This is a genomic window from Thiobacillus denitrificans, from assembly GCF_001530125.1.
Classification (GTDB): domain Bacteria; phylum Pseudomonadota; class Gammaproteobacteria; order Burkholderiales; family Thiobacillaceae; genus Thiobacillus; species Thiobacillus denitrificans_C.
In genome coordinates this window covers 100,048-120,533 of sequence record NZ_LDUG01000018.1, presented here as the reverse complement: position 1 = coordinate 120,533, position 20,486 = coordinate 100,048, and the positions used below count along the sequence as shown (strand labels likewise).

The window sequence follows — 20,486 nt, the reverse complement described above, 5'->3', positions numbered from 1 at the left end:
AACTCTCCATCAACAGGGCATCGTGCATGGCCGAATCAGCCAAACCGCAGAGCGGGACGACCCGTCACAACTTCCCCAGCAACAGCAGCACGATGACGATGACCAACACCAAACCCAGACCGCCACTGGGACCGTAGCCCCAATTCTTGCTATGCGACCAGCGCGGAACGGCGCCGAGCAGCATCAGGATCAGGACGACCAACAGTATAGTTCCCAACATGCGGCGCTCCTCGAATGGATGAGTGGATTCAGTTCGCTTCGGCCGGCACCACGATCACCGTGCTGCCGTCGCCGGTCTTGCCGGTCTCGCCCTGGGCACCCTCGTTGCCCTGATAGCCGGTTGCGCCCTGGCTGCCGGTTTCGCCCTGATAGCCGGTTGCGCCCTGGCTGCCGGTTTCGCCCTGTGGACCCGCTGGACCGGGAACCGCGACGGGCGCGACGGGCGTGGCGGGCACATTGACGACAGTCGGTCGGTCACAGGCGGCCAGGCTGAGCGTTGCGAGCAGTGCGGAAATCAGTAGCGTATGGTTCATGGTCAATCCTTTTGAAGTGGTCAATCGTGGCACGAAGGGCATCAAGCCGTCCGTGAGCAAACCGGCTCGACTTGGATGTCGCACCCGGTAGATCAACAGCATAAGTGAATGTCACGCACAGTTCAGTGCGCTGGCGAACATAGAGGCAATTTATTGCGGGGGGCGGTCAATGATCCCGCTATGTACGCTCGCGAACAGACCCGGACTCGATGGCGCGCCATATTGATGGTTCGGATGTGTCGAGCGTCAGGATCAAATCCCCCGGTTCGACACGGGTTCCGGCTTACACATCCCCTCTTACAGGCGTCAGCAATGAATGCACTATTCAGAATCGCGTTGGCGATGGCCTGCGTGGTGCTTGCCTCGCAAGCGGCCGCACAGGTCACCTTTTACGAACGTCAAGGCTTTGAAGGCCGATCTTTCACCACGGAGAAACCGGTCAACAACTTTTCCCGCCATGGCTTCAATAAGGCTATGTCACTGTTGGTTGTTGAAGTCATGTCTTGCCCCCTGATGAAGCCCCTGTCCTTTGGCATCCCGCAGGCGCCGCCGTAGGAGCGGCTTCAGCCTCGATGCGCCGCAAGGCGCAAAGGCGACAAGGCTTCGCCGCCAGGGGGTGCTGTTGTAGGAGCCCCCGCAAGGAGGAGGCCGTGGTTGTAAAAGCCGACGCGTCGGCAACAACCACGCACGCCCACCCCCGGGCCGATGCCGTGGTGGTTGCGACGGTGCGCAAATCGGGGCGAGGGCGCCCCGCCCACAGCGCTGGCCAATACCAAAAGGCCTCGCCGCCAGGGGTGTGCTGTTGTAGGAGGCCCGCCCCCGGGCCGATGCCGTGGCGGTTGCGACGGTGCGCAAATCGGGGCGAGGGCGCCCCGCCCACAGCGCTGGCCAATACCAACAAATAACGATGAAAGAGCCTTCAATAACCACGCCTCGTCGGTTGTAGTGCGCAACAACCACTGGGAGGTGTGCGAAGACAAGCGCTTCAGCGGTCGCTGCGCCGTCCTGCGTCCGGGCAAGTATCCATCGCTGGCCGCGATGGGTTTGAACAACCAGATTTCATCGGTACGGGCCGTAAACATCAACGCGCGCGTCGACGATCATCGCTATGCGCCAGCGCCTATTGCGGGCTATCTTCCATCGTCGCAACAACGAGCGGCTGTACGAGGCGAACGTCACGTCGGTGCGCGCGCTGCTCGGCACACCCGAGCAGCGATGCTGGGTCGAGCGCGAAGAAGTCGCGCAGGAGCGACGCAGCGTTAACGTTCCCGGCGCGATTGCCGGCGCCATCATCGGCGGCATTCTGGGTCATCAGGTCGGCGGCGGACGGGGGCAGGATATCGCCACGGCCGGCGGGGCTGTCGCGGGGGCCGCAGTGGGCGCCAACGTCGGTCGCGGCGGCAGCGAGCAACCGGTACAAACCCGGGACGTCCAGCGCTGCGAAAGTGCGCCCAGCCAAGCCAATCCCGATTACTGGGATGTCACCTACAATTTCCGCGGCCAGGCGCATCGCATGCAGATGACCGCGCCTCCCGGACCCACCGTGAGCGTCAACGAGCAGGGTGAGCCCGGGCCATAATGCCTTGACGCAACAGACAGCGCACGGTGGCTCTTTGGGGCCGTATTGCATTGACCCCACCAGTCACGCCGGGTACGTTCATCAACTCGGCAATAACCGGCTATGCGCGCCAGCGTACAGAGTTGATGGCAGCGTTCACGTAGTCTTATCGCAGGCAGTGTGACACACTGGAATGATGAATAATCACAGGAGATCCAATATGAAACGTTTACTCTTCTTCGCAGCAGCACTGGCCGTCGCCACCGTTCCGGCACTCGCGGCCGACGTCGGGGTGTCCATCAGCATCGGCCAACCCGGCTTCTACGGCCAGATCGACATTGGTGGCTATCCGCCGCCGCAAATCATCTATCGGGAGCCGCGCGTCATCCAGCGGGTATCGGTGAACCGCCCGCCGATCTACCTGAACGTACCTCCTGGCCACGCCAAGAACTGGCGCAAACACTGCGGCAAGTACAACGCCTGCGGTGAGCGGGTCTACTTTGTGCAAAACAGCTGGTATGACCGCCAGTACGTTCCGCAATACCAGAAACAACATCGTGATCGCCGCGACGACCGCCGTGACAATCATCGCGGCAAGAAGAACGACCGCCACGACAACGATCACGGCCAGGGTCGTGGTCATTAAGCCGCTGGCGTAATAACGATCCCGGCTCAAGCCTCCGAAATGACGCGATGGTAACGGTGCCATGGCCCCGTCAGCGGCGGTGATGACACAGGCCATTCCCCACAGAAGGACTGTCATGAACGATTCCCCGACCACGGTTCTTCTCATCGAAGACGATCCCGCCGATGCCAGGCTGATCCAGGATGCGCTCGCGGGCACGGGAAACAGCCCGTTTCGTGTCGAATGGGTGACGCGACTCTCCGACGCGCTCATACAACTGGGCAGTGAAGGATTCGAAGTGGTCTTGCTTGACCTGTCGCTACCCGACAGCCAGGGCCTCGAAGCGTTCGACCAGGTGTTCCAGGCTGCGCCCGACTCCCTGATCCTGGTCCTCAGCGGATTGACCGATGAAGAAACCGCCCTCCAGGCCATGCAGCGCGGTGCCCATGACTACCTCTCCAAGGGCCACGTCGATGCCCACTGGTTGCCGCGTGCCCTGCGCTACGTCATCGATCGCAAGACTGCCCGGGGGGCGCTGCAGAGCAGCGAGGAACGCTTCCGCGCAATGAGCGATGCCTCCCCGCTGGGAATTTTCGTCTCCGATGCCGAGGGGCGTTGCACCTACACCAACGCGGCGTATCACACGATATCGGGGCTGAGCTTCGAGCAGACGCTGGGCACGAACTGGAGCACGGCGATCCACCCGGAGGATCGCGAGCGCGTCCTGGCCGAGTGGCGCGACGCCGCACGGGGCCAGGCGCCATTCCAGACGGAGTTCCGTTTCCTGCAGGAAGACAAGCGTATCGTCTGGACACGCGTCAACAGTGCCGCCATGCTCGATGGCAAGAAATCGTTCGGTCGTGTGCAAACGGTTGAGGACATTTCCGATCGCAAGTCGGCGGAGTTCGTATTGCAGACGGCGGAAGAGGCCTTGTTCGAGGAGAAGGAACGCGCCCAGGTCACGCTCAACTCCATCGGCGATGCCGTGCTGACCACCGACATCCTGGGCAAGGTGACCTATCTGAACCGGGTGGCGGAGGCGATGACCGGCTGGTTTTGCGAGGAGGCGTTGGGCCGGCCGATTTCAGAAGTATTCAATATCCTCGACGACACGACCCGCCTGCCCGTTGCGAACCCGATGCTGCGCGCCATTGAGGAGGACAGGACGGTGGGGCTGGACGCGAATTGTGTGCTGGTCCGCCGCGACGGCTTCGAGTCCGCGATCGAGGATTCCGCCGCCCCCATCCACAACCGGGACGGCCAGGTCGCCGGCGCGGTGATCGTCTTCCATGACGTCAGCGAATCGCGGGGCATGGCGCTGGAGATGGCCCATCTGGCCCAGCACGACTTTCTCACCAGCCTGCCCAATCGGCTCCTGCTGACAGAACGGTTTCTCCACGCGATCGGGATGGCCCAGCGGAACCGCAAGCAAGTCGGGCTGATGTTTCTCGACCTGGACAATTTCAAACACATCAACGACTCGCTGGGGCATGCGATCGGCGACCAGCTGCTGCAGTCGGTGGCGAACCGCCTGGTGGCGTGTGTGCGCACCACCGACACGGTATGCCGCCAAGGCGGTGACGAATTCGTGATCCTGCTCGCCGAAATCGGGCAGCCGCAGGATGCAGCCAACATTGCGGAAACCCTGCGCGCCGCGCTCGACATCCCGCACCTGATCGACGGACACGAACTCCATGTCACCCTGAGCATCGGCATCAGCATCTTTCCGGATGACGGCATCGACGTGGAGTCCTTGATGCAGAACGCGGATACCGCGATGTATCACGCCAAGGCAAGCGGCCGCAACAACTACCAGTTCTTCAGAGCCGAGATGAACGCCCGCGCGGTCCGCCGGCTGTTCGTCGAAACCAGCCTGCGTCGCGCCCTGAGACAGGGCGAGTTCCTGCTGCATTACCAGCCCAAGATCGATCTTGCTTCAGGCGCGATGACCGGTGCCGAGGCGCTCATCCGCTGGCAGGATCCGGATCTCGGACTCGTCTACCCGGCGCAGTTCGTGCCGATCGCGGAAGAGAATGGACTCATCGTGCCGGTCGGCCGCTGGGTGCTGCGTGAAGCATGCAGGCAGGTTCAGGCCTGGCTGGATTCGGGCCTGCACGCCGTACCCGTGTCGGTCAACATTTCCGCGATGGAGTTCAGGCACGAAAACTTTCTCGAAGGGCTTGCCCTGATCCTGAAGGAGACCGGCCTCGCGCCGCGCTACCTCCAGCTGGAACTGACCGAAAGCATCCTTATGCACAGCGTCGAAGCGTCGGCGTCCGTGCTCGAAGCACTCAAGGCCATGGGGGTGCAGCTTGCCATCGATGACTTCGGGACCGGCTATTCGAGCCTGAGTTATCTGAAGCGCTTCCCGATCGATACCCTGAAGATCGACCAATCATTCGTGCGCGACATCGTCACCAACGCGGACGATGCAAGCATCGTGGCCGCAGTAATCGGAATGGGGAGAAATCTCAAGCAGCGGGTCATCGCCGAGGGCGTGGAAACACAGGAGCAACTCGCGCTCCTGCAGGCCCGGCATTGCGACGAGGGGCAAGGCTTCCATTTCAGCCACCCCGTGTCCGCCAGGGACTTTGCCCGGTTGCTCGTTACCGGCAATGATGAACTGCCACAACAACGGCCGGATTAGCAGCCTGTCGGAAAAAGTCTATGGCGTAACCCAACGCGTCATGAAAGTGCTCGCGCCCTTGCCTATCGCGTCTGCATTCGGCGCAAAGCGCCGAGCAGCCGGCTTTTCTACTCAACGGGGGTGATTGGGGCGTGTGCGACGGGCAGCCAGGCTACCTGCCTAGGATTTCCGGGCTTTTGCGGCTACCGGCCGCGCAGTTTCCGTACTATCTGCCACGTTGCCCAGCCGCGCGTCAGCCATTTCCCGACGCCACCGGCTCTGACGCGACCAGGTCGCAATACCGCCAGCAAGGCGACGCCGCCGACGATCCAGGCGGGATGGCTCTTGATATAACGCAGCACAGCCAGCCCCTGGTCGGCCCGCGCCAGGGGCTGACGCCACGGCTCGATGCTTTGCGCCAGCGCCATTCGCTGTGCTGCCACCTGCGCAACCAGGCGTTCACGTCGCTCAGCCAGGTGGATCAATTTTTCGTTCATCCTAAATTCCTCACCACAGAGACACAGAGACACAGAGACACAGAGACACAGGGGCACAGAGGCACAGAGAAAGTCCATTCAACCTAAAAACCGCAGTTGACCGCTCATCACCTCAATGAAAGCCGCGTGAATGCTGAGTTTTCCGCCTTCGGATGTGGCGTCCTCGCGCAATATGGGATGTGGCGTCCTCGCGCAATATGTTCGCGTCCACCTTTTGGGTGACACCGCTACGCACCCGCTGGCACGTCTGGTCGCGCGCCTGCCTTTGTCGCGCCTCGTTGCAGGCCCCGGCCTGCCGCCTCGTTGCTTCGCCCTAAAGGACTCCGATCCACTATGGGCTGAAGCCCATGTGGAATCGTATGCGGCAGACACACGCCCAGACGCACCATCGGGCGCGTCCAACTGCGGTTTCCAGGTTAAACAATAACATTGCAGGTCAACCGACTTTCACCCGGCGGATGATTTTCCGTGGCTGCATAACGCTTTGTTTTTCCTCTGTGCCTCTGTGGTTCAACTGGGTTTTTCAGGTTCACAAACGGGAAACGAGCTGCTGCCGGTCTTTTAACAATTCCGACAGACTCGCTGCAAACAGCCTCGGCTTTGTTCTCGCTTTATGCCGGGCGAACACCCCTGCCGCCACGCCCGCTGCCAAAAAGAATCCGGCAAGCGACCCCAACGCCAGGAGACGGTGGGTATCCCAGAATGCGACCACGAGCAGGATTGCTGCCAGCACCACGCCCACCCCGATAAAAAACAGGGCGGCCAGCGCCAACACCAGCAACGACAACACATGCGCCCGGTCTTCCTCCACGTCTGCAGATAAAAGATCGAGGCGCGTGTGCGCGATGGCAACCAGCGTGGCGGCCAGCGTGCCCAGCGAGTCGAGCAGCCCCCGGCTTTCGCCGGGCATTTTATCGCTCATGGCGAAGCAACTAGCGACGGCCGATGAGCAGGCCGATCACCAGGCCGACACCAGCGGCGGCGCCGACGGCTCTCCATGGATTTTCATGGACATAAACGTCGGTTGCCCTGGCTGCCTCTTTGGTTTTGACCAGCAGTGCCGCCTGTGCTTCTGCCATCTTGTCTTTCGCAACCCTGAGCGACTCTTCCGCTTTGGCGCGGACCTCGGCCATTTTTTCGCCGCCCTGGCTGGCTGTCGCCTTCAGCAGTGCTTCCGCGTCGGCCACCACCACCTTGAAATCGTCGATCAACTGTTCTTTGGTGACATCACCAGATAATTTTTCCATGCTTTTCTCCATTGCCGTTTCTATCGTGCGCATAGGAAGATTCCTATTGTTTTACGGTGTGGTTTAGCCGTTGAATCGGGCAAAACCCGCTGTGCGGCTGCCCGTAATTCATTGGCTTATTCTTAACATTTGGCCGCAATTATTGCGTTGCGCCGGCCAATGCTACTTGCGTACAAAAAGCAGGCCAGCTCCCGCCACGATCAACCCCAGGCCGGCCCAGATGGGGATGTTTACCGTCTGCGTTTCCTTGACCGACAGCTCTATCGGACCCAACTTGGCCTGATGCGTGTCCTTGGTGTAAGTGAAACTGCCATACGCCAACGCCAGGCCACCGGCCACGATCAGCACGATTGCCAACATCTTGATTGAGTTCATTTTATTTCCCCCTTAAACATGCATTTGCATCGGCGACAGGACGCCGGGCAAAGCAGAAACCGCGAACAGCCGGATCGCTTTACCCGCTCGCCTCACCGCCTGGAAAACCCCCAGGGTTGTTATACGCCTCGACCTTGAATGACACGCACCAAGATCACCACGATCGCGATGACCAGGAGAATGTGGATCAAGCCGCCCATGGTGGTCGAGGTGACCAGTCCAAGCAACCAGAGAACGATCAGGATAATTGCAATAGTTCCGAGCATTTTATTACTCCCTATAAAGCTTAACCAGACGGGCAGACTCGCTTCAAACACTTGGTCTGCCTGCCATTCTTGACGGATTCGCACACCCCAGACGCTGAGTCCAAGTCGACCGCCTCCTAATGCCCACCTGCGCGCTGACGAAGCCGCTCAACCGAGCCTCACCCTTGCAAAAGCTTGTTCCACAGGCGTCAGCGTGGAACGATATTGCCGCTGTCGTCGGACAGGATGATTTCCACGCGCCGATTCAATTGACGACCGGCGGCCGTGTTGTTGCTGGCAACCGGATACGCCTCGGCATAACCGCGTGTTTCAATGCGGTCGCCGCTGATGCCCCTATCGACCAGAGCTGTCCGCACGGCATCAGCGCGTCGCTCAGAAAGCGGCTGATTGATACTGAGACTGCCGGTGCTGTCAGTATGGCCTTCAATCAACACCTTGCGTTGCGGGTATTGGTTGAGAAAATCGGCCAGCTTTTGCACGTTGCGCACACCACCAGGTGACAGCTGCGCCTTGTTGATACTGAACAGCACGTCGCCCAGCGTGATCACCATACCGCGATCCGTTTGCTTGGCATCCAGTTCCCTGAGCTGCTGTTCCTGCTGTGCAATGAGCGCCTGATCACGCTCCGCCTGGGCGCGGGCAGCCTCCAATGCGGCCGCTTTCTGCTCGGCGGTCTGCTGCGCAGATAACGCCTGCTGCCTGGCCGCTTCGAGTTCAGCCTGTCTCGCCGCAATCTGTGCTTCGTCCCGTTGAGCCTGAGAGCTGGCGGCCGCCAATGCAGCAGCCTGCTGCTCGGCGGTTTGCTGCGCGATCGCGGCCTGCCGTCTGGCTTCATCGACCTCAGTCTGCGACATCGCCGCCTGCCGTCTGGCCGCTTCGGCTTCGGCCGTCCTCGCCGCAAGGCGAACCTGGTCGCGTTGGGCGCTGGCGCTGACGACCGCCGCCTCGGCGGCTTTGCGCTTGGCGGTTTCCTGCGCGACCGCCACTTGCTGTTTGGTGAGATAGGCCAGCTGATTAACCGTGACATCACTGTCGCCTTTGCTCAGCGCCGCATCCGCCTTGCTCAGCGTCTCGCCGGCTTTTTGCAGTTCGAGCGGTGCCAGATTCACGACTTGGGGATTGGTTCGTGCGCTGCTGTAAACACTGCGCGCTTCATCGAGCGCAGTGTTTTGCGGCGGCAAGGTGCTGCAGCCCGCGAGCATCGCGGCAGCGATCAGGCTCAGGGGGAAATATCGATTTTTTTTCATGATGAGCTCCATTGATGATTATTTGGATTGACGGTCGATTTCCTGGCGCAGCACGCGAACATCGTCCTGCAATGCGTCCGCGGCGCGTTGCGCCCTAGCTGAACGCGCCATCTCTGCAGCCAGCTTGGCGTCAACCTCCGCCTGCTCCGCCAGCCGCAAAGCAAGCTCATAATCCTTGTCTGCCATTGCCCGCTCGGCAGCAGTCAACTTGTCCGAAGCAGACTTGAACTGTACCGGTGCAAACTCAGCGCCGCCGGCGCCCATAGCATTGCTTACTGCGGCCCTGGAAACGGCCATCTGCCCTGTCGGCGCCGACGTGCTTGCGCAACCCGCCATTAACATGACGGCCGCTACCGCCATGCCGATCCTGTGCATCATTTGATTCGACTTGAGTGGGTATGTGTTTTTCATCATCTTTTCATCCATTGAGTTGTACATCGAACACAATCGTTGCAATGACGACTTGGTGTGATTGCAGCTGTTTTTAATAGTAGTCAAAAAAAACAGAGGGGCTACTTGGCCTCCGCCCCAGCGTTTTTTGGCGTCATACGTTCTTCTACTGGCAACAATATGAGGGGAATGTGGGGCCGTCTGTGCGGCATCGTACATAGCCGACGCCATAGGGGTCGGCAGCACCCAGCCGGGCCAACCCCCCTTCTGCGCTATGTGCACCACCGTACCGACCCCATCTGTATTTTTGACTATATTCATACCAAGGCTTCAATAAAGCGTGAGGTCGAGGCCCATCAGGCCTTGCCGCGCCGTTCTGGTTTGTCGACAGGAAGCCGGGGCCAAGTAGTCTCTTTTTTTATTTACATCTGGAGAATCAAACATGAACAAATTTAGCAAAGTTATTTCAGCAGCATTTCTGGCCGTTGCGCTGGTATCCGTCGTGGCTTGTGCGCCCACCGAGACGCGGTCGGGAACCGGCCAGTACATCGACGACACCGTCATCACCACCAAGGTGAAAGCGGTCTTAATCGAAGATCCCATGACGAAGGCCACGGAGATCAACGTCGAGACCTTCAAGGGTGTGGTTCAGCTGAGTGGATTCGTCAGCTCTCAGGCCGCATCGAACAGAGCGGTCGAGCTTGCACGCGGCGTCGCCGGCGTGAAGTCCGTCAAGAACGACATGCGGATCAAGTAAGCGAAGCAAGGGGTGGGATTGCCGGGGTTGTGCCGACACCTAGGCAGAACCATTTCCCACCCCTCTTGCTGTCGCAAAACAGCGCCGTACCGCTTCAAGCGTTACGGCGCTGTTTTTTTGAGACAAGCTCATCAGCCAGCACGTGGCTTGCACGCAGACTCGTCTTCCCTGGAAACGCGCGATGAATCAAAAAAAAGGGGCGCCTGCAGAGCGCCCCAACATCCTTCGGAGAAAGGTGTGTTTAGAGGTTGTAGGCCCGCTCGCCGTGGCTGGCGGTATCGAGACCTTCGCGTTCCTGTTCTTCGGTCACGCGCAGCCCCATGGTCATGTCGATCAGCTTGAACAGCACCAGGCTGACCACGCCCGACCAGACGATGGTGATGAGCACGCCGGTGGCCTGCGTCACGACCTGACCGGCCATCGAGTAGTCGTCCACCCCGACGCCGCCCAGTGCCGGCGCGACGAAGATGCCGGTGCCGATGGCGCCGATGATGCCGCCGATGCCGTGGATGCCGAATACGTCGAGCGAATCGTCGTAGCCCAGCGCCTTCTTCAGGCCGGTGACCCCCCACAGGCAGCCCACGCCGGCAATCGCGCCGAGGACGATCGCACCCATCGGACCGACCAGACCAGCCGCCGGAGTGACCGCCACCAGACCCGCCACCACACCGGAAGCGAGACCCAGCATGGAAGGCTTGCCGCGCAGTGCCCACTCGGCCAGCATCCAGGCCATGCCCGCAGCAGCGGTCGCCAGAATGGTGTTGATGAAGGCGAGGCCCGCACCGCCGTTGGCTTCCAGGTTGGAGCCGGCGTTGAAGCCGAACCAGCCCACCCACAGCAGCGAGGCGCCGATCATGGTCATCGGCAGGCTGTGCGGCGGCATCGCGTCGCGGCCGTAGCCGATGCGCTTGCCCAGCACGATGGCACCCACCAGTGCCGCGATACCGGCGTTGATGTGCACCACGGTGCCGCCCGCGAAGTCGAGGTCGCCCGCTTCGAACAGGTAGCCGCCGGTGGCCCACACCATGTGCGTGATCGGCAGGTAGGAGAAGGTGAACCACAGCGCGCCGAACACCATCAGGGCGGAGAATTTCACCCGCTCGGCCAGGCCGCCGGTGATCAGCGCCACAGTGATGGCTGCGAAGGTCAGCTGGAAGGCGACGAACACCAGCTCCGGAATCACCACGCCGTCGGTGAAGGTCGCCGCCGTGCTGTCCGCTGTGATGCCGGCGAGGAACATCTTCGACAGGTCGCCGATCGCCCAGTTGAGGCTGCCGCCGTCGCCGAACGCCAGCGAGTAGCCATACACTGCCCACAGGATCGAGATCATGCAGAAGATGGCCATGACCTGGGTCAGTACCGACAGCATGTTCTTGGCGCGCACCAGGCCGCCGTAGAACAGCGCCACGCCCGGGATGATCATCAGGATGACCAGCAGGGTGGAGAGCATCATCCAGACGGTATCGCCCTTGTCCGGCACCGGCGCGGCGGCCTCTTCAGCGGCTGCGACTTCAGCCGGTGCGGCTTCTTCAGCCGCGACCGGTGCTTCTACCGCAACGGCTTCCACCGTTTCGACCACGGCGGTGTCTTCCACCGGAGCGGTCGCGTCCTGTGCCACAGTCAAACCGGGAGACAACAGGGCAAGCATCAGGCCCAATGAAGCAAATAGTTTTTTCATGTTCATGCTCCTTACAGGGCGTCGGGGCCGGATTCGCCCGTGCGGATACGCACGACCTGCTCCAGGCTGGTGACAAAAATCTTGCCGTCGCCGATCTTGCCGGTGTTGGCCGCCTTCTCGATCGCCTCGATCACGCGCTCCAGCAACTCGGCCTTGATGGCCACTTCAATCTTCACTTTGGGCAGAAAATCGACCACGTATTCCGCGCCGCGATACAGCTCGGTATGGCCCTTCTGCCGCCCAAATCCCTTCACTTCCGTGACCGTCAAGCCGGTGACGCCGATGGCGGACAATGCCTCGCGCACTTCGTCCAGCTTGAACGGCTTGATGATTGCCGTTACGAATTTCATGTTGTCTCCCAAATTTGGACGGGGAAAAACGGAGCAGGTGCATGCACCGCTCCGGTGAGTCAGCCAATTAAAAAGCCTTGGAAATCCACACGGTGGTCGTGCTGTCACCCAGATATTCATTATTGGGGGCAATCGCTTCAGTCCAGACCGCGCGGCTAGCATTAGTGTCGGTGTACGCCACGCCAACGGTCACGCCATCCATGACCGGGGTCAGCTTGCCCATGTCATAGGCCGCGCTGACTTTCCAATCTTCATAGTCGGCGGCACCGCTGTTTTCGAAACTGAAGGTGCCCCAGTGTGCGCCGAGGGTCAGACCGGTCTCGCCAATGGGCAGGCTCGCGGAGACGTCCAGGTAGTCTGAACCGCTTGCATCTCCGGCGACAGGCGGACCGAAGCCAAAGACCTCATCGCTGAGGTAGTAGGAATACTTGACGGTGAACCACTTCCAGCCCAAAGCGGCATACGCCTCGGTCGTATCGGCCTTGGTAACGCCTGCCGGATGGTCGCCCGGATATATGTACTGGATTGCGCCCACGTCGAAAGTCAGGCCGGTCTGGCCAATGTCGCCGCGGAAGCCACCGTACACGTCGATCTCCACATTGCCCCGGGTATAGCCCTGGAAGTCCTCTAGCCAGCCCACATTGGAACCCCAGGTTCCCAAGTAGAAGCCGCTGCTGTGCGAATAATCCAGCCCGCCCTGAATGGCAGGCTCACCGCCAGTCTGTGAAATGCCGCGGAAAACGTAGTTGCTGTAAAGCCCAACGTTGGCGCTGAGGCTGTGCGGGCTTTCTGCTGCAACAACCGTGGCGGGAACGCCAATCAGACCGGTCAAAACCAAAGCGTATACAAGTTTTTTCATGAATTTCTCCGAAAATGAAGGCACGCAAAATCGCACTTCTCGCTGAGCACAAGCCGTGCCAATTAAGATTCCATTAAAAAACAATAGGTTGCATTTTGAGCCCAGCTAATCCAAGGATAGACCGCACTTTTGTAGTGCGCCATGAAAACGCCATGCACCCTCTTTGTGCTGCACGCCGCACGCTGGTGTCTCAGCGCTTGCTACACTCTGCCCATTACTGGAGGCTGCCATGAACCCGAATCCAAAATTTCCCAACCCCGCTTTTATCAGCGATCTGGTCAACAAGCTGGGCGAGGCGTTGAAGCAGTCGCCCGCCAAGGACATCGAACAGAATCTCAAGGCCGGGGTGACGTCGATGCTGGGCAAGCTGGATATGGTGAGCCGCGAGGAATTCGACGTGCAGACCGAGGTACTGGCGCGCACCCGCGAGAAGCTGGCGCAGCTTGAAGCGCGCCTGCTTCAACTGGAGCAATCGGGCGCGCACGAAACGCGCCAGGCCGACCCGGTAAAGCAGCAAGCCGAAGGCTGATCAGATGGCCGTCGCCGTCGTCAAAAGCCGGGCGTTGAACGGCATGGATGCGCCCGAGGTGGTGGTCGAGGCGCATCTTGCCAACGGGTTGCCGGCGTTTACGCTGGTCGGGCTGCCCGAAACCGAGGTGAAGGAAGCGCGCGACCGCGTGCGTGCGGCGATCCAGAATGCGCGCTTCGAATTCCCGGCGCGGCGCATCACGGTCAACCTCGCGCCGGCCGACCTGCCCAAGGAATCGGGGCGCTTCGATCTGCCGATCGCGCTGGCGATCCTCGCCGCCTCCGGGCAGATTCCCGCCGACAAGTTCAAGCAAACCGAATTCGCCGGCGAGCTGGCGCTGACGGGTGAGTTGCGCTCGGTACGCGGCGCGCTGGCAATGGCGCTGGCCACCCGCAGCGCGGGCCGGCTGCTGGTGCTGCCCGCAGCTTCGGCGGGCGAAGCCGCGTTGGCCAGCGGGGTCGACACGCTCGGCGCGACGAGCCTGCTCGAAGTGTGCGCGTGGCTGGGCGGCCAGGGCTCACTGCTCGAACCGGTGTCGGACAATGCCAACGCCGCGCCGGACTACCCCGACTTTGCCGACGTCAAGGGCCAGGCCGCCACCAAGCGCGCGCTCGAAGTCGCTGCGGCGGGGGGCCATTCGCTGTTGATGGCGGGCCCGCCCGGCACCGGCAAGTCGATGCTGGCCGCACGCTTTCCCGGCATCCTGCCGGCGATGAACGAGGACGAAGCGCTGGAAGCCGCCGCGGTGCAATCGCTCAACGGCGGCTTCCGCCTCGAACACTGGCGGCGGCGTCCGTTCCGCGCGCCGCACCACACCGCTTCGGCGGTGGCGCTGGTGGGCGGCGGCGGCAACCCGCGCCCGGGCGAAATCTCGCTGGCGCATCACGGTGTGCTGTTTCTCGACGAACTGCCGGAGTTTTCGCGGCAAGTGCTGGAAGTGCTGCGCGAACCGCTGGAAAGCGGCCGCATCACGATTTCGCGCGCGGCGCGGCAAGCCGATTTCCCCGCACGCTTCCAACTCGTCGCTGCGATGAACCCCTGCCCTTGCGGCTATCTCGGCCACCCCACCCAGGCGTGCCGCGACACACCCGACCAGATTGCGCGCTACCGCGGGCGCATTTCCGGGCCGCTGCTCGACCGCATCGACATCCAGATCAGCGTGCCAGCGCTGACCCAGAACGAACTGATGCAGGCCGGCGCGGGCGAGGCCAGCACCGCCATCCGCGGACGCGTGCAGGCGGCGCGCGACCGCCAGATGCAGCGCCAGGGCAAACCCAATAGCGCACTGGGCACGCAAGAAATCGACCAGCACTGCACGCTGGATGCGGCCAGCGAAGCCCTGCTGAAGCAGGCGATTGCCCGATTGAATCTGTCGGCGCGCGCCTATCACCGCGTGCTCAAGCTGGCACGCAGCGTGGCCGATCTCGCCGGCAGCGACGTCATTACGTCCACGCATCTAGCTGAGGCGATCCAATACCGCCGGGGAGCCGCATGAATAAAAAAATCTCACCACAGAGACACGGAGATATGTCCAGAAGGGACGGTATCCCTTGGACATATCTCTGCGCCTCTGTGGTTCAAGCATTTTCCTCAACATGAGCGATCCTTACGAATCCTGGCAGGAAGAAAAGCAATCGGCCTGGCTCTACCGCGTGGTGGCCGACTGCGAACGCGGCACCCCCCGCGCGGCGCTGTTCAACGAGCTGGCGCAGGCGGCTGACCAGCAGGCCGACATCTGGCTGGCCGCCATCACCCAAAAAGGCGGCCCGGCACCCGCGTCCTTCCACCCTGACCTGCGCACCCGCGTCGTCGCCCGCCTCACCCGCGCCTTCAAGCCGCACGCCATGCGCGGGGTGCTGGCGGCGATGAAAGTGCGCGGCATGGTGCTCTATTCGCACACCCCGCCGCACCCCATGCCGCTCAAACGCGACGACATCGGCAAGCGCCACCAGCACGGCGGCGCCGGCAATGCCCTGCGCGCCGGTGTGTTCGGCGTCAACGACGGCCTGGTGTCGAATGCCGCGCTTATTTACGGCATCGCCGGCGCGACGCAGGAGCCGTCAATCATCCTGCTGGCTGGCGTCGCCGGCCTGCTGGCGGGCGCATTCTCGATGGCCGCGGGCGAATACGTGTCGGTGCGCTCGCAGCGCGAAATGTTCGAATACCAGATCGGACTGGAACGCGACGAACTGGAAACCTACCCGGAAGAAGAGGCCGCCGAACTGGCGCTGATCTACGCCGCCAAGGGCATGGATCCCGTCGAGGCGCGGCGGCTGGCCGACACCCTGATGCAGGACCCGGCGCGCGCATTGGACACCCTGGCGCGCGAGGAGCTCGGCCTCAACCCCGACGAACTCGGTTCGCCCTGGGTGGCGGCAAGCTCATCGTTTGCCGCCTTCACAGCCGGTGCGGCGCTGCCGCTGCTGCCCTTCCTGTTCGGCCATGACGCCGCGCTCACCGTCTCGATCGCGCTCACTGCGCTGGGCCTGTTCGCCGTCGGCGCCAGCATGAGCCTGTTCACCGGCCGTCACGCCCTGCTGAGCGGCTTGCGCATGCTCGGCATCGGCGGTGCCGCGGGGCTGGCCACCTATTTCATCGGCGCCTGGCTGGGGGTGACGCTGGGCTGAGTTTTAAAGCGTTTTTATCCGTGAACACCCGAAGGGCATAAAAGACGCGAAGGAAAAAATCAGGGAGGGCATTGGCCAAGCCACTGAAATGTAGAAGTTCAGACTTGGCCTGACAGAGTGTGTCAGATTTGCTTTGTTCGGAAATCCAAAACCGACCCGTTTCTGCCATTGGTGCTCGCGAAGAGCCAATGACTGGTATGTGTTTTTTGAACAGACGGAAGTCTGAGATCGAATGTGGGACAGCAGTTCGGCCGAAGCTGCCGCTTGAAATTTAGCCGATTACTTCCGCTATGGATTCGTTACCGGATTAAGCCCGGAAATCTCACCGAACGGCAGCTTTCTGATTTCCTCTGCGGCAGGACCCAACCCTTAACAGCCAGAGAGATTACGGTGAGTGACGAGTGTTCGATCTGACGCAAGCCCGGCAAAGGCCGGGGGTCAGGTTTTACTGGATTACTGCATTTGCCAGAATAACAAAACCTCTATCGAAACAGGCAACCCACCCTGTCGGCAAACCGGGCAGATCAGGTGGGTATTTTTTACGTTCTGTCCAAAGACTTTATCCGCCGGAAAGAAACTATTTTGACCCTTTGGCGGGACGTCCTGTCTTGATGACTTCCAGCCGACGTACCGCGGCAACCACTGAGGCGTCACTCAGTTTCGCCAGATTCGCAATGGCTGCGCGCAGGATCTCGCTTTTCTTTGCCGACACCCCCGCATCAAGGCAACGCTTTTTGAGCGTTGCGATCAGGGCGTACTCCCCATCCGGCATGGTAAAGCTGTCGCGAATCAGTTTGGCTTTTTTCACCTTGGCAGATTTGCCCGTTTTGTTGTCCTTGGCAGCAAACGGCTCTGGCTCGTGTACGGCTTTCTTTACCAGGGGCGATTTCCTGGCCGCGGAAGGACGCGTGGCGGTTTTTGTTGCCGTTGCCGTCGCTGCCCTGGCAGTGGCCGGCGCCCTTCTTCTGGCTGCAGGCGCAGCAGCCTGGGCCGTCCTTGCCCGGGCCGCTGGCTTGGTGGCTGCTGACTTGGCGCGTGTGGCAGCCGTGGCGCTCGCCACGAGTGCCTTGGGTTTTGCTTCGACTGGCTTATTGGTATCGTCGGCCATGACAAATCTCCTGATATGCCTATACAGAATAAACAGTATATTTAGTTAATTTCAATATTCAAGCGCTTGATCCACTGAAATAAAAAATTCACAATTCCGGAAAAATGACCGCAGCCGTTCTTACCTCAGGTACGCCTCTGTGGCGTAGCGACGCATTATGCGATGACTATTGAAGTAGGCGGCATTCTTGCTGATGGCGCCCTTCGTGACGGCGATCCAGCCAGTTTGGTCGCCATACCAAAGCGACAATACCACTTGCTCAAGCTTGTCGTACAGGGCCATGGAATCGTGACCGTTTGCGGTGGGCGAGCATCCCCCACCGCCCAGCCGGTCACCCCCTCCAAACAGCCCTCCACCCACAGCCGTCCAGCACCGAAAGCTGGGGCACGCCGTTGAAGGCAGCCTTCATGCCGCTGGTGCCGGAAGCCTCCAGCGGCCGCAGGGGGGGTATTGATCCAGACATCCGAGCCGGACACCATGTGCAGCGCCAGCGCCATATCGTAATCAGGCAGGAAAGCCATGGGGATCACCCCCGCCAAGTCCCGCATGTGGACGTGCAGTGCTTCGATGAGCAGTTTGTCCGCCGCGTCCATCGGGTGCGCCTTGCGGGCCATGACGATCTGAAAGGGGTGTTCCTGTGCGATTGTCTTGAGGCGCGCGAGATCAGTGAATAGCAGGTCCGCCCGCTTGTAGGCGGTCATGCGCCGCGCAAGCCCCAGGATGGGTTGATCCGGGTTCAGCACCACCCCGGACAGCTCCCGCACCTTGTCCACCAGCGCCAGTTTGGCCTCCTGGTGCGCTGCCCAGAGCGTCTCGTCCGGGATGCGGTCGGCGCGGGAGCGCAGTTCCGGCTCATGGCACCAGCCCGGCACATACTGATCGTACATCTTTGCGATGGACGCGCTGGTCCAGGTGGAGGCATGCACCCCGTTCGTCACTGAGTGCACCGCATAACCTGGGAACATCTGCCGGGAGGCCTCGGCGTGACGCTTGGCCACCCCGTCGACGTACTCGGACAGGCGGGTCATGTTAAGGGCTCGTTAATGAATAAATTGGACAAACGCTGGGGCCGATTTTGGTGCAGGCCAAGGCGCAAGACGCGCGGTTGTGTCATTCACAACAAGTGGCTTGCAACACCGGCATGTGCCAAAAGCGACCCCAGCCCGGAGGGTTGCTGCGTATTCGGGCGTCTGCGGCGTTGCGAGGCTTGCGAATGGAATAACCATTCGCTGCGCCTCGCGCCTTGCATCCATCCCGAATACGCAGCAACGTTTGCCCAATTTATCCATTAACGAGCCCTAAGCTTGTCCTCACCGGCCAACAGCTTCACCGTTCCCAAGTCCAGCAAATCACCGTAGATGCGTCGCACCAGGTCGTAGTCGAATTTGTCGTGGCTCGTTTCCACAGGAGTGTGGGGGGTGAAGGTGATGCACAACTCCCTCACCCGAGGCAAGTCGTAGGGGCTCTCGCCGGGCCGCAGACCTTCGCTGGAATAGGCGAAGCGCTGCAGCAGGGCCAGGGTGAGGAAGGCGGAGTGACCCTCGTTCATGTGATACCCCATGAGCTTGAAGCCCATGGCCTGGAGCATGGCGATGCCCCCCACGCTAAGCACCACCTCCTGTTTCATCCGGTAGGTCTCATCACCACCGTAGAGGTAGTGGGTGATGTCGCGGTCCAGTGGATCGTTCACTGGCAGGTCGGTGTCCAGCAGCAGGACGGGCACGCCGCCGTCGACCCGGGAACTCAGCACATAAAGCCATCCCCCCACCCACACCTGGCGATCCTCCAGGTCCAAGGCCACGGTGGCCTGCAGCCGTGTCGCGTAGCGGGCGGGATCCCAGTCGTCGGCATGCTCGATCTGTCGGCCCTGTGGGTCGATCTCCTGGCGGAAATAGCCGGCCCGGGACACCAAGGTGACCGCAACCATGGGAACGCCGATGTCCGCCGCGGCGCGCAGGGTGTCCCCTGCCAGCCCCCCCGGGCCGCCGCTGTAGGTGGGATATCACTTTCCAAAGCGATCTCCATGGAGAAATAGGCGACCCGCAGCTTGTGGGTGAATTTTTCGGTTTTATTTGCAGCTTCTGCCATGGCGTGTTCCATCGAAAAGCGCCGACACAAATAAAATATGAAGCGCGGCGTCAATCAGTGTTTGTTCCCGGGCTTGCGACAGCCCGGTTACTTGGCTTTCGTTTTTTTCCTAATTTCAGCCATCTTCTTTCGCCATTCATTCAGGTCCTCATCCTCTATCTCAAGCTGTATTGCCACAACTTCCAACGCAGTCATTTTTTCATTTTCCAGTCTGCGCATTAACTTTGATCGCGTTCTCGACAGCAAACGTTCGGTTTCTTCCTTGCTCAAAAGCTTGGCTTTTTCGAGATATTCATCAGAAGGCGTCTTTCTCATCGCAACTCACCCTTGGGTTTTGAAAATTAGACTCTAAAGCTACACCCATACCTGTTTGACTCGCTACCTCAATCAGTGTCATGAGGACAGGGCCTTTGAATTCCCCTCCAGACACTTTCGAGTGCACACAAAATTCATTTTTCCGTCACGGATCGTTCATTCTTCGGGGGCAAAATCTCAGCCCCTCGGGGACATTCCCAGTCGATAACGGATGGAGGCCATCATGGCGACAGCAAGCAGCCTGCAGGCGAAAAACCTTCTAACGAACACGCATGCTTCACCCGGCGTTCCCGATGTGGGAGCGATCGATCTGGCGGTGCTCACGCTCGACGACCTGGGCGTGATCCGTGACTGCAGCCGGGCCTGTGAACAGGTGTTTGGCTACTTGCCGGATGAACTGGCGGGCCGTCATGTTTCCATGCTCCTCCCGCAGCTACCGGACACCGATCTGGTGCAGGAGGGCCGCATCAACTCACGACTGGCCCATCTCTGCCACTGTGCCTTTTCCTTTCAGGCCCGGCGCCGCGATGGCCAGTGCTTCGCCAGCGAGCTGTTCATCAACCGCCTCGGCAGCCACAACGTAGTCGTCCTTGTGCGCAGCCTCGAAGCGTCGATATTGAACGGCGGCGCAATGACCGCCATGCCTGTCCGCTAGCCGCAAAACCATTTGCATCCTGCAACAAAGTTCATCCTGATTTGACTCGCGCGGACGCACGATCAGGCGCGAGGCCTCGATCAGCCCTTGACGGATATCGGCCCAGAGCCCGAAGCACCGCATACCAATCGGCCCGAAAGTTTTCCAGGAAAGCAG

General features: G+C 60.8%; 25 protein-coding genes and 1 pseudogene. 10 read left to right on the top strand and 16 right to left on the bottom strand.

Annotation, left to right across the window (positions count from 1 at the left end; genetic code table 11):
* Window positions 1-64: 64 nt before the first annotated feature.
* Window positions 65-217 (bottom strand): DUF3309 family protein, encoded by a 153-nt coding sequence (locus ABW22_RS16715; RefSeq protein ID WP_419184918.1) that lies wholly within the window; start codon window positions 215-217, stop codon window positions 65-67.
* Between the two features lie 31 nt (window positions 218-248).
* The gene (locus ABW22_RS05855; RefSeq protein WP_059753132.1) at window positions 249-533 is read right to left on the bottom strand and encodes a collagen-like protein; all 285 of its coding nucleotides are present in this window, start codon (window positions 531-533) and stop codon (window positions 249-251) included.
* 312 nt (window positions 534-845) lie between these two features.
* Between ABW22_RS05855 and ABW22_RS05850 the strand changes: the two genes are divergently transcribed.
* From ABW22_RS05850 to ABW22_RS05835, 5 genes and pseudogenes are all read left to right on the top strand, one after another.
* On the top strand, window positions 846-1,088 hold the full coding sequence (locus ABW22_RS05850) for a beta/gamma crystallin-related protein (RefSeq protein ID WP_157648562.1): 243 nt from the start codon (window positions 846-848) through the stop codon (window positions 1,086-1,088).
* Between the two features lie 150 nt (window positions 1,089-1,238).
* A pseudogene (locus ABW22_RS18420) lies at window positions 1,239-1,550 on the top strand (beta/gamma crystallin-related protein); the annotation flags it as partial.
* A 91-nt stretch (window positions 1,551-1,641) separates the two neighbouring features.
* Window positions 1,642-2,112 (top strand): glycine zipper 2TM domain-containing protein, encoded by a 471-nt coding sequence (locus ABW22_RS18310; protein WP_059753127.1) that lies wholly within the window; start codon window positions 1,642-1,644, stop codon window positions 2,110-2,112.
* Between the two features lie 199 nt (window positions 2,113-2,311).
* Window positions 2,312-2,737, top strand: coding sequence for a hypothetical protein (locus ABW22_RS05840; RefSeq protein WP_059753124.1), 426 nt, complete (start codon window positions 2,312-2,314; stop codon window positions 2,735-2,737).
* A gap of 115 nt (window positions 2,738-2,852) precedes the next feature.
* On the top strand, window positions 2,853-5,363 hold the full coding sequence (locus ABW22_RS05835) for an EAL domain-containing protein (RefSeq protein ID WP_059753122.1): 2,511 nt from the start codon (window positions 2,853-2,855) through the stop codon (window positions 5,361-5,363).
* Between the two features lie 182 nt (window positions 5,364-5,545).
* Here ABW22_RS05835 and ABW22_RS05830 read toward each other — a convergent pair whose 3' ends face one another.
* The 7 genes from ABW22_RS05830 to ABW22_RS05805 form a co-directional block, all read right to left on the bottom strand.
* Window positions 5,546-5,839, bottom strand: coding sequence for a YqjK-like family protein (locus ABW22_RS05830; RefSeq protein ID WP_059753119.1), 294 nt, complete (start codon window positions 5,837-5,839; stop codon window positions 5,546-5,548).
* A 529-nt stretch (window positions 5,840-6,368) separates the two neighbouring features.
* Window positions 6,369-6,749: a phage holin family protein gene (locus ABW22_RS05825; RefSeq protein WP_237763244.1), complete on the bottom strand. Its 381-nt coding sequence runs from the start codon at window positions 6,747-6,749 to the stop codon at window positions 6,369-6,371.
* 22 nt (window positions 6,750-6,771) lie between these two features.
* The gene (locus tag ABW22_RS05820) at window positions 6,772-7,119 is read right to left on the bottom strand and encodes a DUF883 family protein (protein WP_088178752.1); all 348 of its coding nucleotides are present in this window, start codon (window positions 7,117-7,119) and stop codon (window positions 6,772-6,774) included.
* A 129-nt stretch (window positions 7,120-7,248) separates the two neighbouring features.
* Window positions 7,249-7,461: an LPXTG cell wall anchor domain-containing protein gene (locus ABW22_RS05815; RefSeq protein WP_059753112.1), complete on the bottom strand. Its 213-nt coding sequence runs from the start codon at window positions 7,459-7,461 to the stop codon at window positions 7,249-7,251.
* A 119-nt stretch (window positions 7,462-7,580) separates the two neighbouring features.
* The gene (locus ABW22_RS17235) at window positions 7,581-7,727 is read right to left on the bottom strand and encodes a lmo0937 family membrane protein (protein ID WP_157648560.1); all 147 of its coding nucleotides are present in this window, start codon (window positions 7,725-7,727) and stop codon (window positions 7,581-7,583) included.
* A gap of 188 nt (window positions 7,728-7,915) precedes the next feature.
* Complete coding sequence (locus ABW22_RS05810; protein ID WP_237763243.1) at window positions 7,916-8,986, bottom strand: OmpA family protein; 1,071 nt, start codon at window positions 8,984-8,986, stop codon at window positions 7,916-7,918.
* Window positions 8,987-8,992: 6 nt separating this feature from the next.
* Window positions 8,993-9,583, bottom strand: a complete 591-nt coding sequence (locus ABW22_RS05805; protein ID WP_237763242.1) for a DUF4398 domain-containing protein — start codon at window positions 9,581-9,583, stop codon at window positions 8,993-8,995.
* Window positions 9,584-9,806: 223 nt separating this feature from the next.
* Here ABW22_RS05805 and ABW22_RS05800 point away from each other — a divergent pair, with 223 nt between their 5' ends.
* A complete protein-coding gene (locus tag ABW22_RS05800; RefSeq protein WP_059753110.1) occupies window positions 9,807-10,121 on the top strand; it encodes a BON domain-containing protein in 315 nt (104 codons plus the stop codon).
* 241 nt (window positions 10,122-10,362) lie between these two features.
* On the opposite strand, the gene ABW22_RS05795 is transcribed toward ABW22_RS05800, so the two are convergent.
* The 3 genes from ABW22_RS05795 to ABW22_RS05785 all read right to left on the bottom strand — a co-directional run bounded on the left by ABW22_RS05795 (window position 10,363) and on the right by ABW22_RS05785 (window position 13,008).
* Window positions 10,363-11,799 carry an ammonium transporter gene (locus ABW22_RS05795; protein ID WP_059753107.1) on the bottom strand — a complete coding sequence of 479 codons (1,437 nt, stop codon included), beginning with the start codon at window positions 11,797-11,799 and terminating at the stop codon, window positions 10,363-10,365.
* A gap of 11 nt (window positions 11,800-11,810) precedes the next feature.
* Window positions 11,811-12,149 (bottom strand): P-II family nitrogen regulator, encoded by a 339-nt coding sequence (glnK, locus tag ABW22_RS05790; protein ID WP_059753103.1) that lies wholly within the window; start codon window positions 12,147-12,149, stop codon window positions 11,811-11,813.
* Between the two features lie 67 nt (window positions 12,150-12,216).
* On the bottom strand, window positions 12,217-13,008 hold the full coding sequence (locus tag ABW22_RS05785) for a TorF family putative porin (protein ID WP_059753100.1): 792 nt from the start codon (window positions 13,006-13,008) through the stop codon (window positions 12,217-12,219).
* 229 nt (window positions 13,009-13,237) lie between these two features.
* On the opposite strand from ABW22_RS05785, the gene ABW22_RS05780 reads away from it, so the two are divergent.
* The 3 genes from ABW22_RS05780 to ABW22_RS05770 all read left to right on the top strand — a co-directional run bounded on the left by ABW22_RS05780 (window position 13,238) and on the right by ABW22_RS05770 (window position 16,164).
* Window positions 13,238-13,537, top strand: coding sequence for an accessory factor UbiK family protein (locus ABW22_RS05780; protein ID WP_059753098.1), 300 nt, complete (start codon window positions 13,238-13,240; stop codon window positions 13,535-13,537).
* A 4-nt stretch (window positions 13,538-13,541) separates the two neighbouring features.
* Window positions 13,542-15,032, top strand: coding sequence for a YifB family Mg chelatase-like AAA ATPase (locus ABW22_RS05775; protein WP_059753094.1), 1,491 nt, complete (start codon window positions 13,542-13,544; stop codon window positions 15,030-15,032).
* Window positions 15,033-15,132: 100 nt separating this feature from the next.
* Entirely contained in the window at window positions 15,133-16,164 is a 1,032-nt protein-coding gene (locus ABW22_RS05770; RefSeq protein ID WP_059753091.1) for a VIT1/CCC1 transporter family protein, read from the top strand.
* Window positions 16,165-16,741: 577 nt separating this feature from the next.
* Here ABW22_RS05770 and ABW22_RS17230 read toward each other — a convergent pair.
* The 4 genes from ABW22_RS17230 to ABW22_RS05745 form a co-directional block, all read right to left on the bottom strand.
* Entirely contained in the window at window positions 16,742-17,272 is a 531-nt protein-coding gene (locus ABW22_RS17230; RefSeq protein WP_082708566.1) for a hypothetical protein, read from the bottom strand.
* Between the two features lie 155 nt (window positions 17,273-17,427).
* Entirely contained in the window at window positions 17,428-18,300 is an 873-nt protein-coding gene (locus tag ABW22_RS05755; protein ID WP_059753082.1) for a hypothetical protein, read from the bottom strand.
* Between the two features lie 260 nt (window positions 18,301-18,560).
* Window positions 18,561-19,199 (bottom strand): hypothetical protein, encoded by a 639-nt coding sequence (locus ABW22_RS05750; protein ID WP_059753079.1) that lies wholly within the window; start codon window positions 19,197-19,199, stop codon window positions 18,561-18,563.
* A 248-nt stretch (window positions 19,200-19,447) separates the two neighbouring features.
* Window positions 19,448-19,675, bottom strand: coding sequence for a hypothetical protein (locus ABW22_RS05745; RefSeq protein WP_059753075.1), 228 nt, complete (start codon window positions 19,673-19,675; stop codon window positions 19,448-19,450).
* 223 nt (window positions 19,676-19,898) lie between these two features.
* Here ABW22_RS05745 and ABW22_RS05740 point away from each other — a divergent pair, with 223 nt between their 5' ends.
* On the top strand, window positions 19,899-20,330 hold the full coding sequence (locus ABW22_RS05740; RefSeq protein WP_157648559.1) for a PAS domain-containing protein: 432 nt from the start codon (window positions 19,899-19,901) through the stop codon (window positions 20,328-20,330).
* Window positions 20,331-20,486: the final 156 nt, after the last annotated feature.

What these genes read in the sequence shown, in the direction of transcription:
- ABW22_RS05755 (WP_059753082.1), bottom strand. Translation starts at nt 18,300, where the DNA reads ATGACCCGCCTGTCCGAGTACGTCGACGGGGTGGCCAAGCGTCACGCC.
- ABW22_RS05775 (WP_059753094.1), top strand. Translation starts at nt 13,542, where the DNA reads ATGGCCGTCGCCGTCGTCAAAAGCCGGGCGTTGAACGGCATGGATGCG.
- ABW22_RS05800 (WP_059753110.1), top strand. Translation starts at nt 9,807, where the DNA reads ATGAACAAATTTAGCAAAGTTATTTCAGCAGCATTTCTGGCCGTTGCG.
- ABW22_RS05855 (WP_059753132.1), bottom strand. Translation starts at nt 533, where the DNA reads ATGAACCATACGCTACTGATTTCCGCACTGCTCGCAACGCTCAGCCTG.
- ABW22_RS17230 (WP_082708566.1), bottom strand. Translation starts at nt 17,272, where the DNA reads ATGGCCGACGATACCAATAAGCCAGTCGAAGCAAAACCCAAGGCACTC.
- ABW22_RS05825 (WP_237763244.1), bottom strand. Translation starts at nt 6,749, where the DNA reads ATGCCCGGCGAAAGCCGGGGGCTGCTCGACTCGCTGGGCACGCTGGCC.
- ABW22_RS05835 (WP_059753122.1), top strand. Translation starts at nt 2,853, where the DNA reads ATGAACGATTCCCCGACCACGGTTCTTCTCATCGAAGACGATCCCGCC.
- ABW22_RS05820 (WP_088178752.1), bottom strand. Translation starts at nt 7,119, where the DNA reads ATGCGCACGATAGAAACGGCAATGGAGAAAAGCATGGAAAAATTATCT.
- ABW22_RS05750 (WP_059753079.1), bottom strand. Translation starts at nt 19,199, where the DNA reads ATGGTTGCGGTCACCTTGGTGTCCCGGGCCGGCTATTTCCGCCAGGAG.
- ABW22_RS05810 (WP_237763243.1), bottom strand. Translation starts at nt 8,986, where the DNA reads ATGGAGCTCATCATGAAAAAAAATCGATATTTCCCCCTGAGCCTGATC.
- ABW22_RS05740 (WP_157648559.1), top strand. Translation starts at nt 19,899, where the DNA reads ATGGCGACAGCAAGCAGCCTGCAGGCGAAAAACCTTCTAACGAACACG.
- ABW22_RS05745 (WP_059753075.1), bottom strand. Translation starts at nt 19,675, where the DNA reads ATGAGAAAGACGCCTTCTGATGAATATCTCGAAAAAGCCAAGCTTTTG.
- ABW22_RS05785 (WP_059753100.1), bottom strand. Translation starts at nt 13,008, where the DNA reads ATGAAAAAACTTGTATACGCTTTGGTTTTGACCGGTCTGATTGGCGTT.
- ABW22_RS05850 (WP_157648562.1), top strand. Translation starts at nt 846, where the DNA reads ATGAATGCACTATTCAGAATCGCGTTGGCGATGGCCTGCGTGGTGCTT.
- ABW22_RS05830 (WP_059753119.1), bottom strand. Translation starts at nt 5,839, where the DNA reads ATGAACGAAAAATTGATCCACCTGGCTGAGCGACGTGAACGCCTGGTT.
- ABW22_RS18310 (WP_059753127.1), top strand. Translation starts at nt 1,642, where the DNA reads ATGCGCCAGCGCCTATTGCGGGCTATCTTCCATCGTCGCAACAACGAG.
- glnK (WP_059753103.1), bottom strand. Translation starts at nt 12,149, where the DNA reads ATGAAATTCGTAACGGCAATCATCAAGCCGTTCAAGCTGGACGAAGTG.
- ABW22_RS05805 (WP_237763242.1), bottom strand. Translation starts at nt 9,583, where the DNA reads ATGTACGATGCCGCACAGACGGCCCCACATTCCCCTCATATTGTTGCC.
- ABW22_RS17235 (WP_157648560.1), bottom strand. Translation starts at nt 7,727, where the DNA reads ATGCTCGGAACTATTGCAATTATCCTGATCGTTCTCTGGTTGCTTGGA.
- ABW22_RS05815 (WP_059753112.1), bottom strand. Translation starts at nt 7,461, where the DNA reads ATGAACTCAATCAAGATGTTGGCAATCGTGCTGATCGTGGCCGGTGGC.
- ABW22_RS05780 (WP_059753098.1), top strand. Translation starts at nt 13,238, where the DNA reads ATGAACCCGAATCCAAAATTTCCCAACCCCGCTTTTATCAGCGATCTG.
- ABW22_RS05840 (WP_059753124.1), top strand. Translation starts at nt 2,312, where the DNA reads ATGAAACGTTTACTCTTCTTCGCAGCAGCACTGGCCGTCGCCACCGTT.
- ABW22_RS05795 (WP_059753107.1), bottom strand. Translation starts at nt 11,799, where the DNA reads ATGAAAAAACTATTTGCTTCATTGGGCCTGATGCTTGCCCTGTTGTCT.
- ABW22_RS05770 (WP_059753091.1), top strand. Translation starts at nt 15,133, where the DNA reads ATGAGCGATCCTTACGAATCCTGGCAGGAAGAAAAGCAATCGGCCTGG.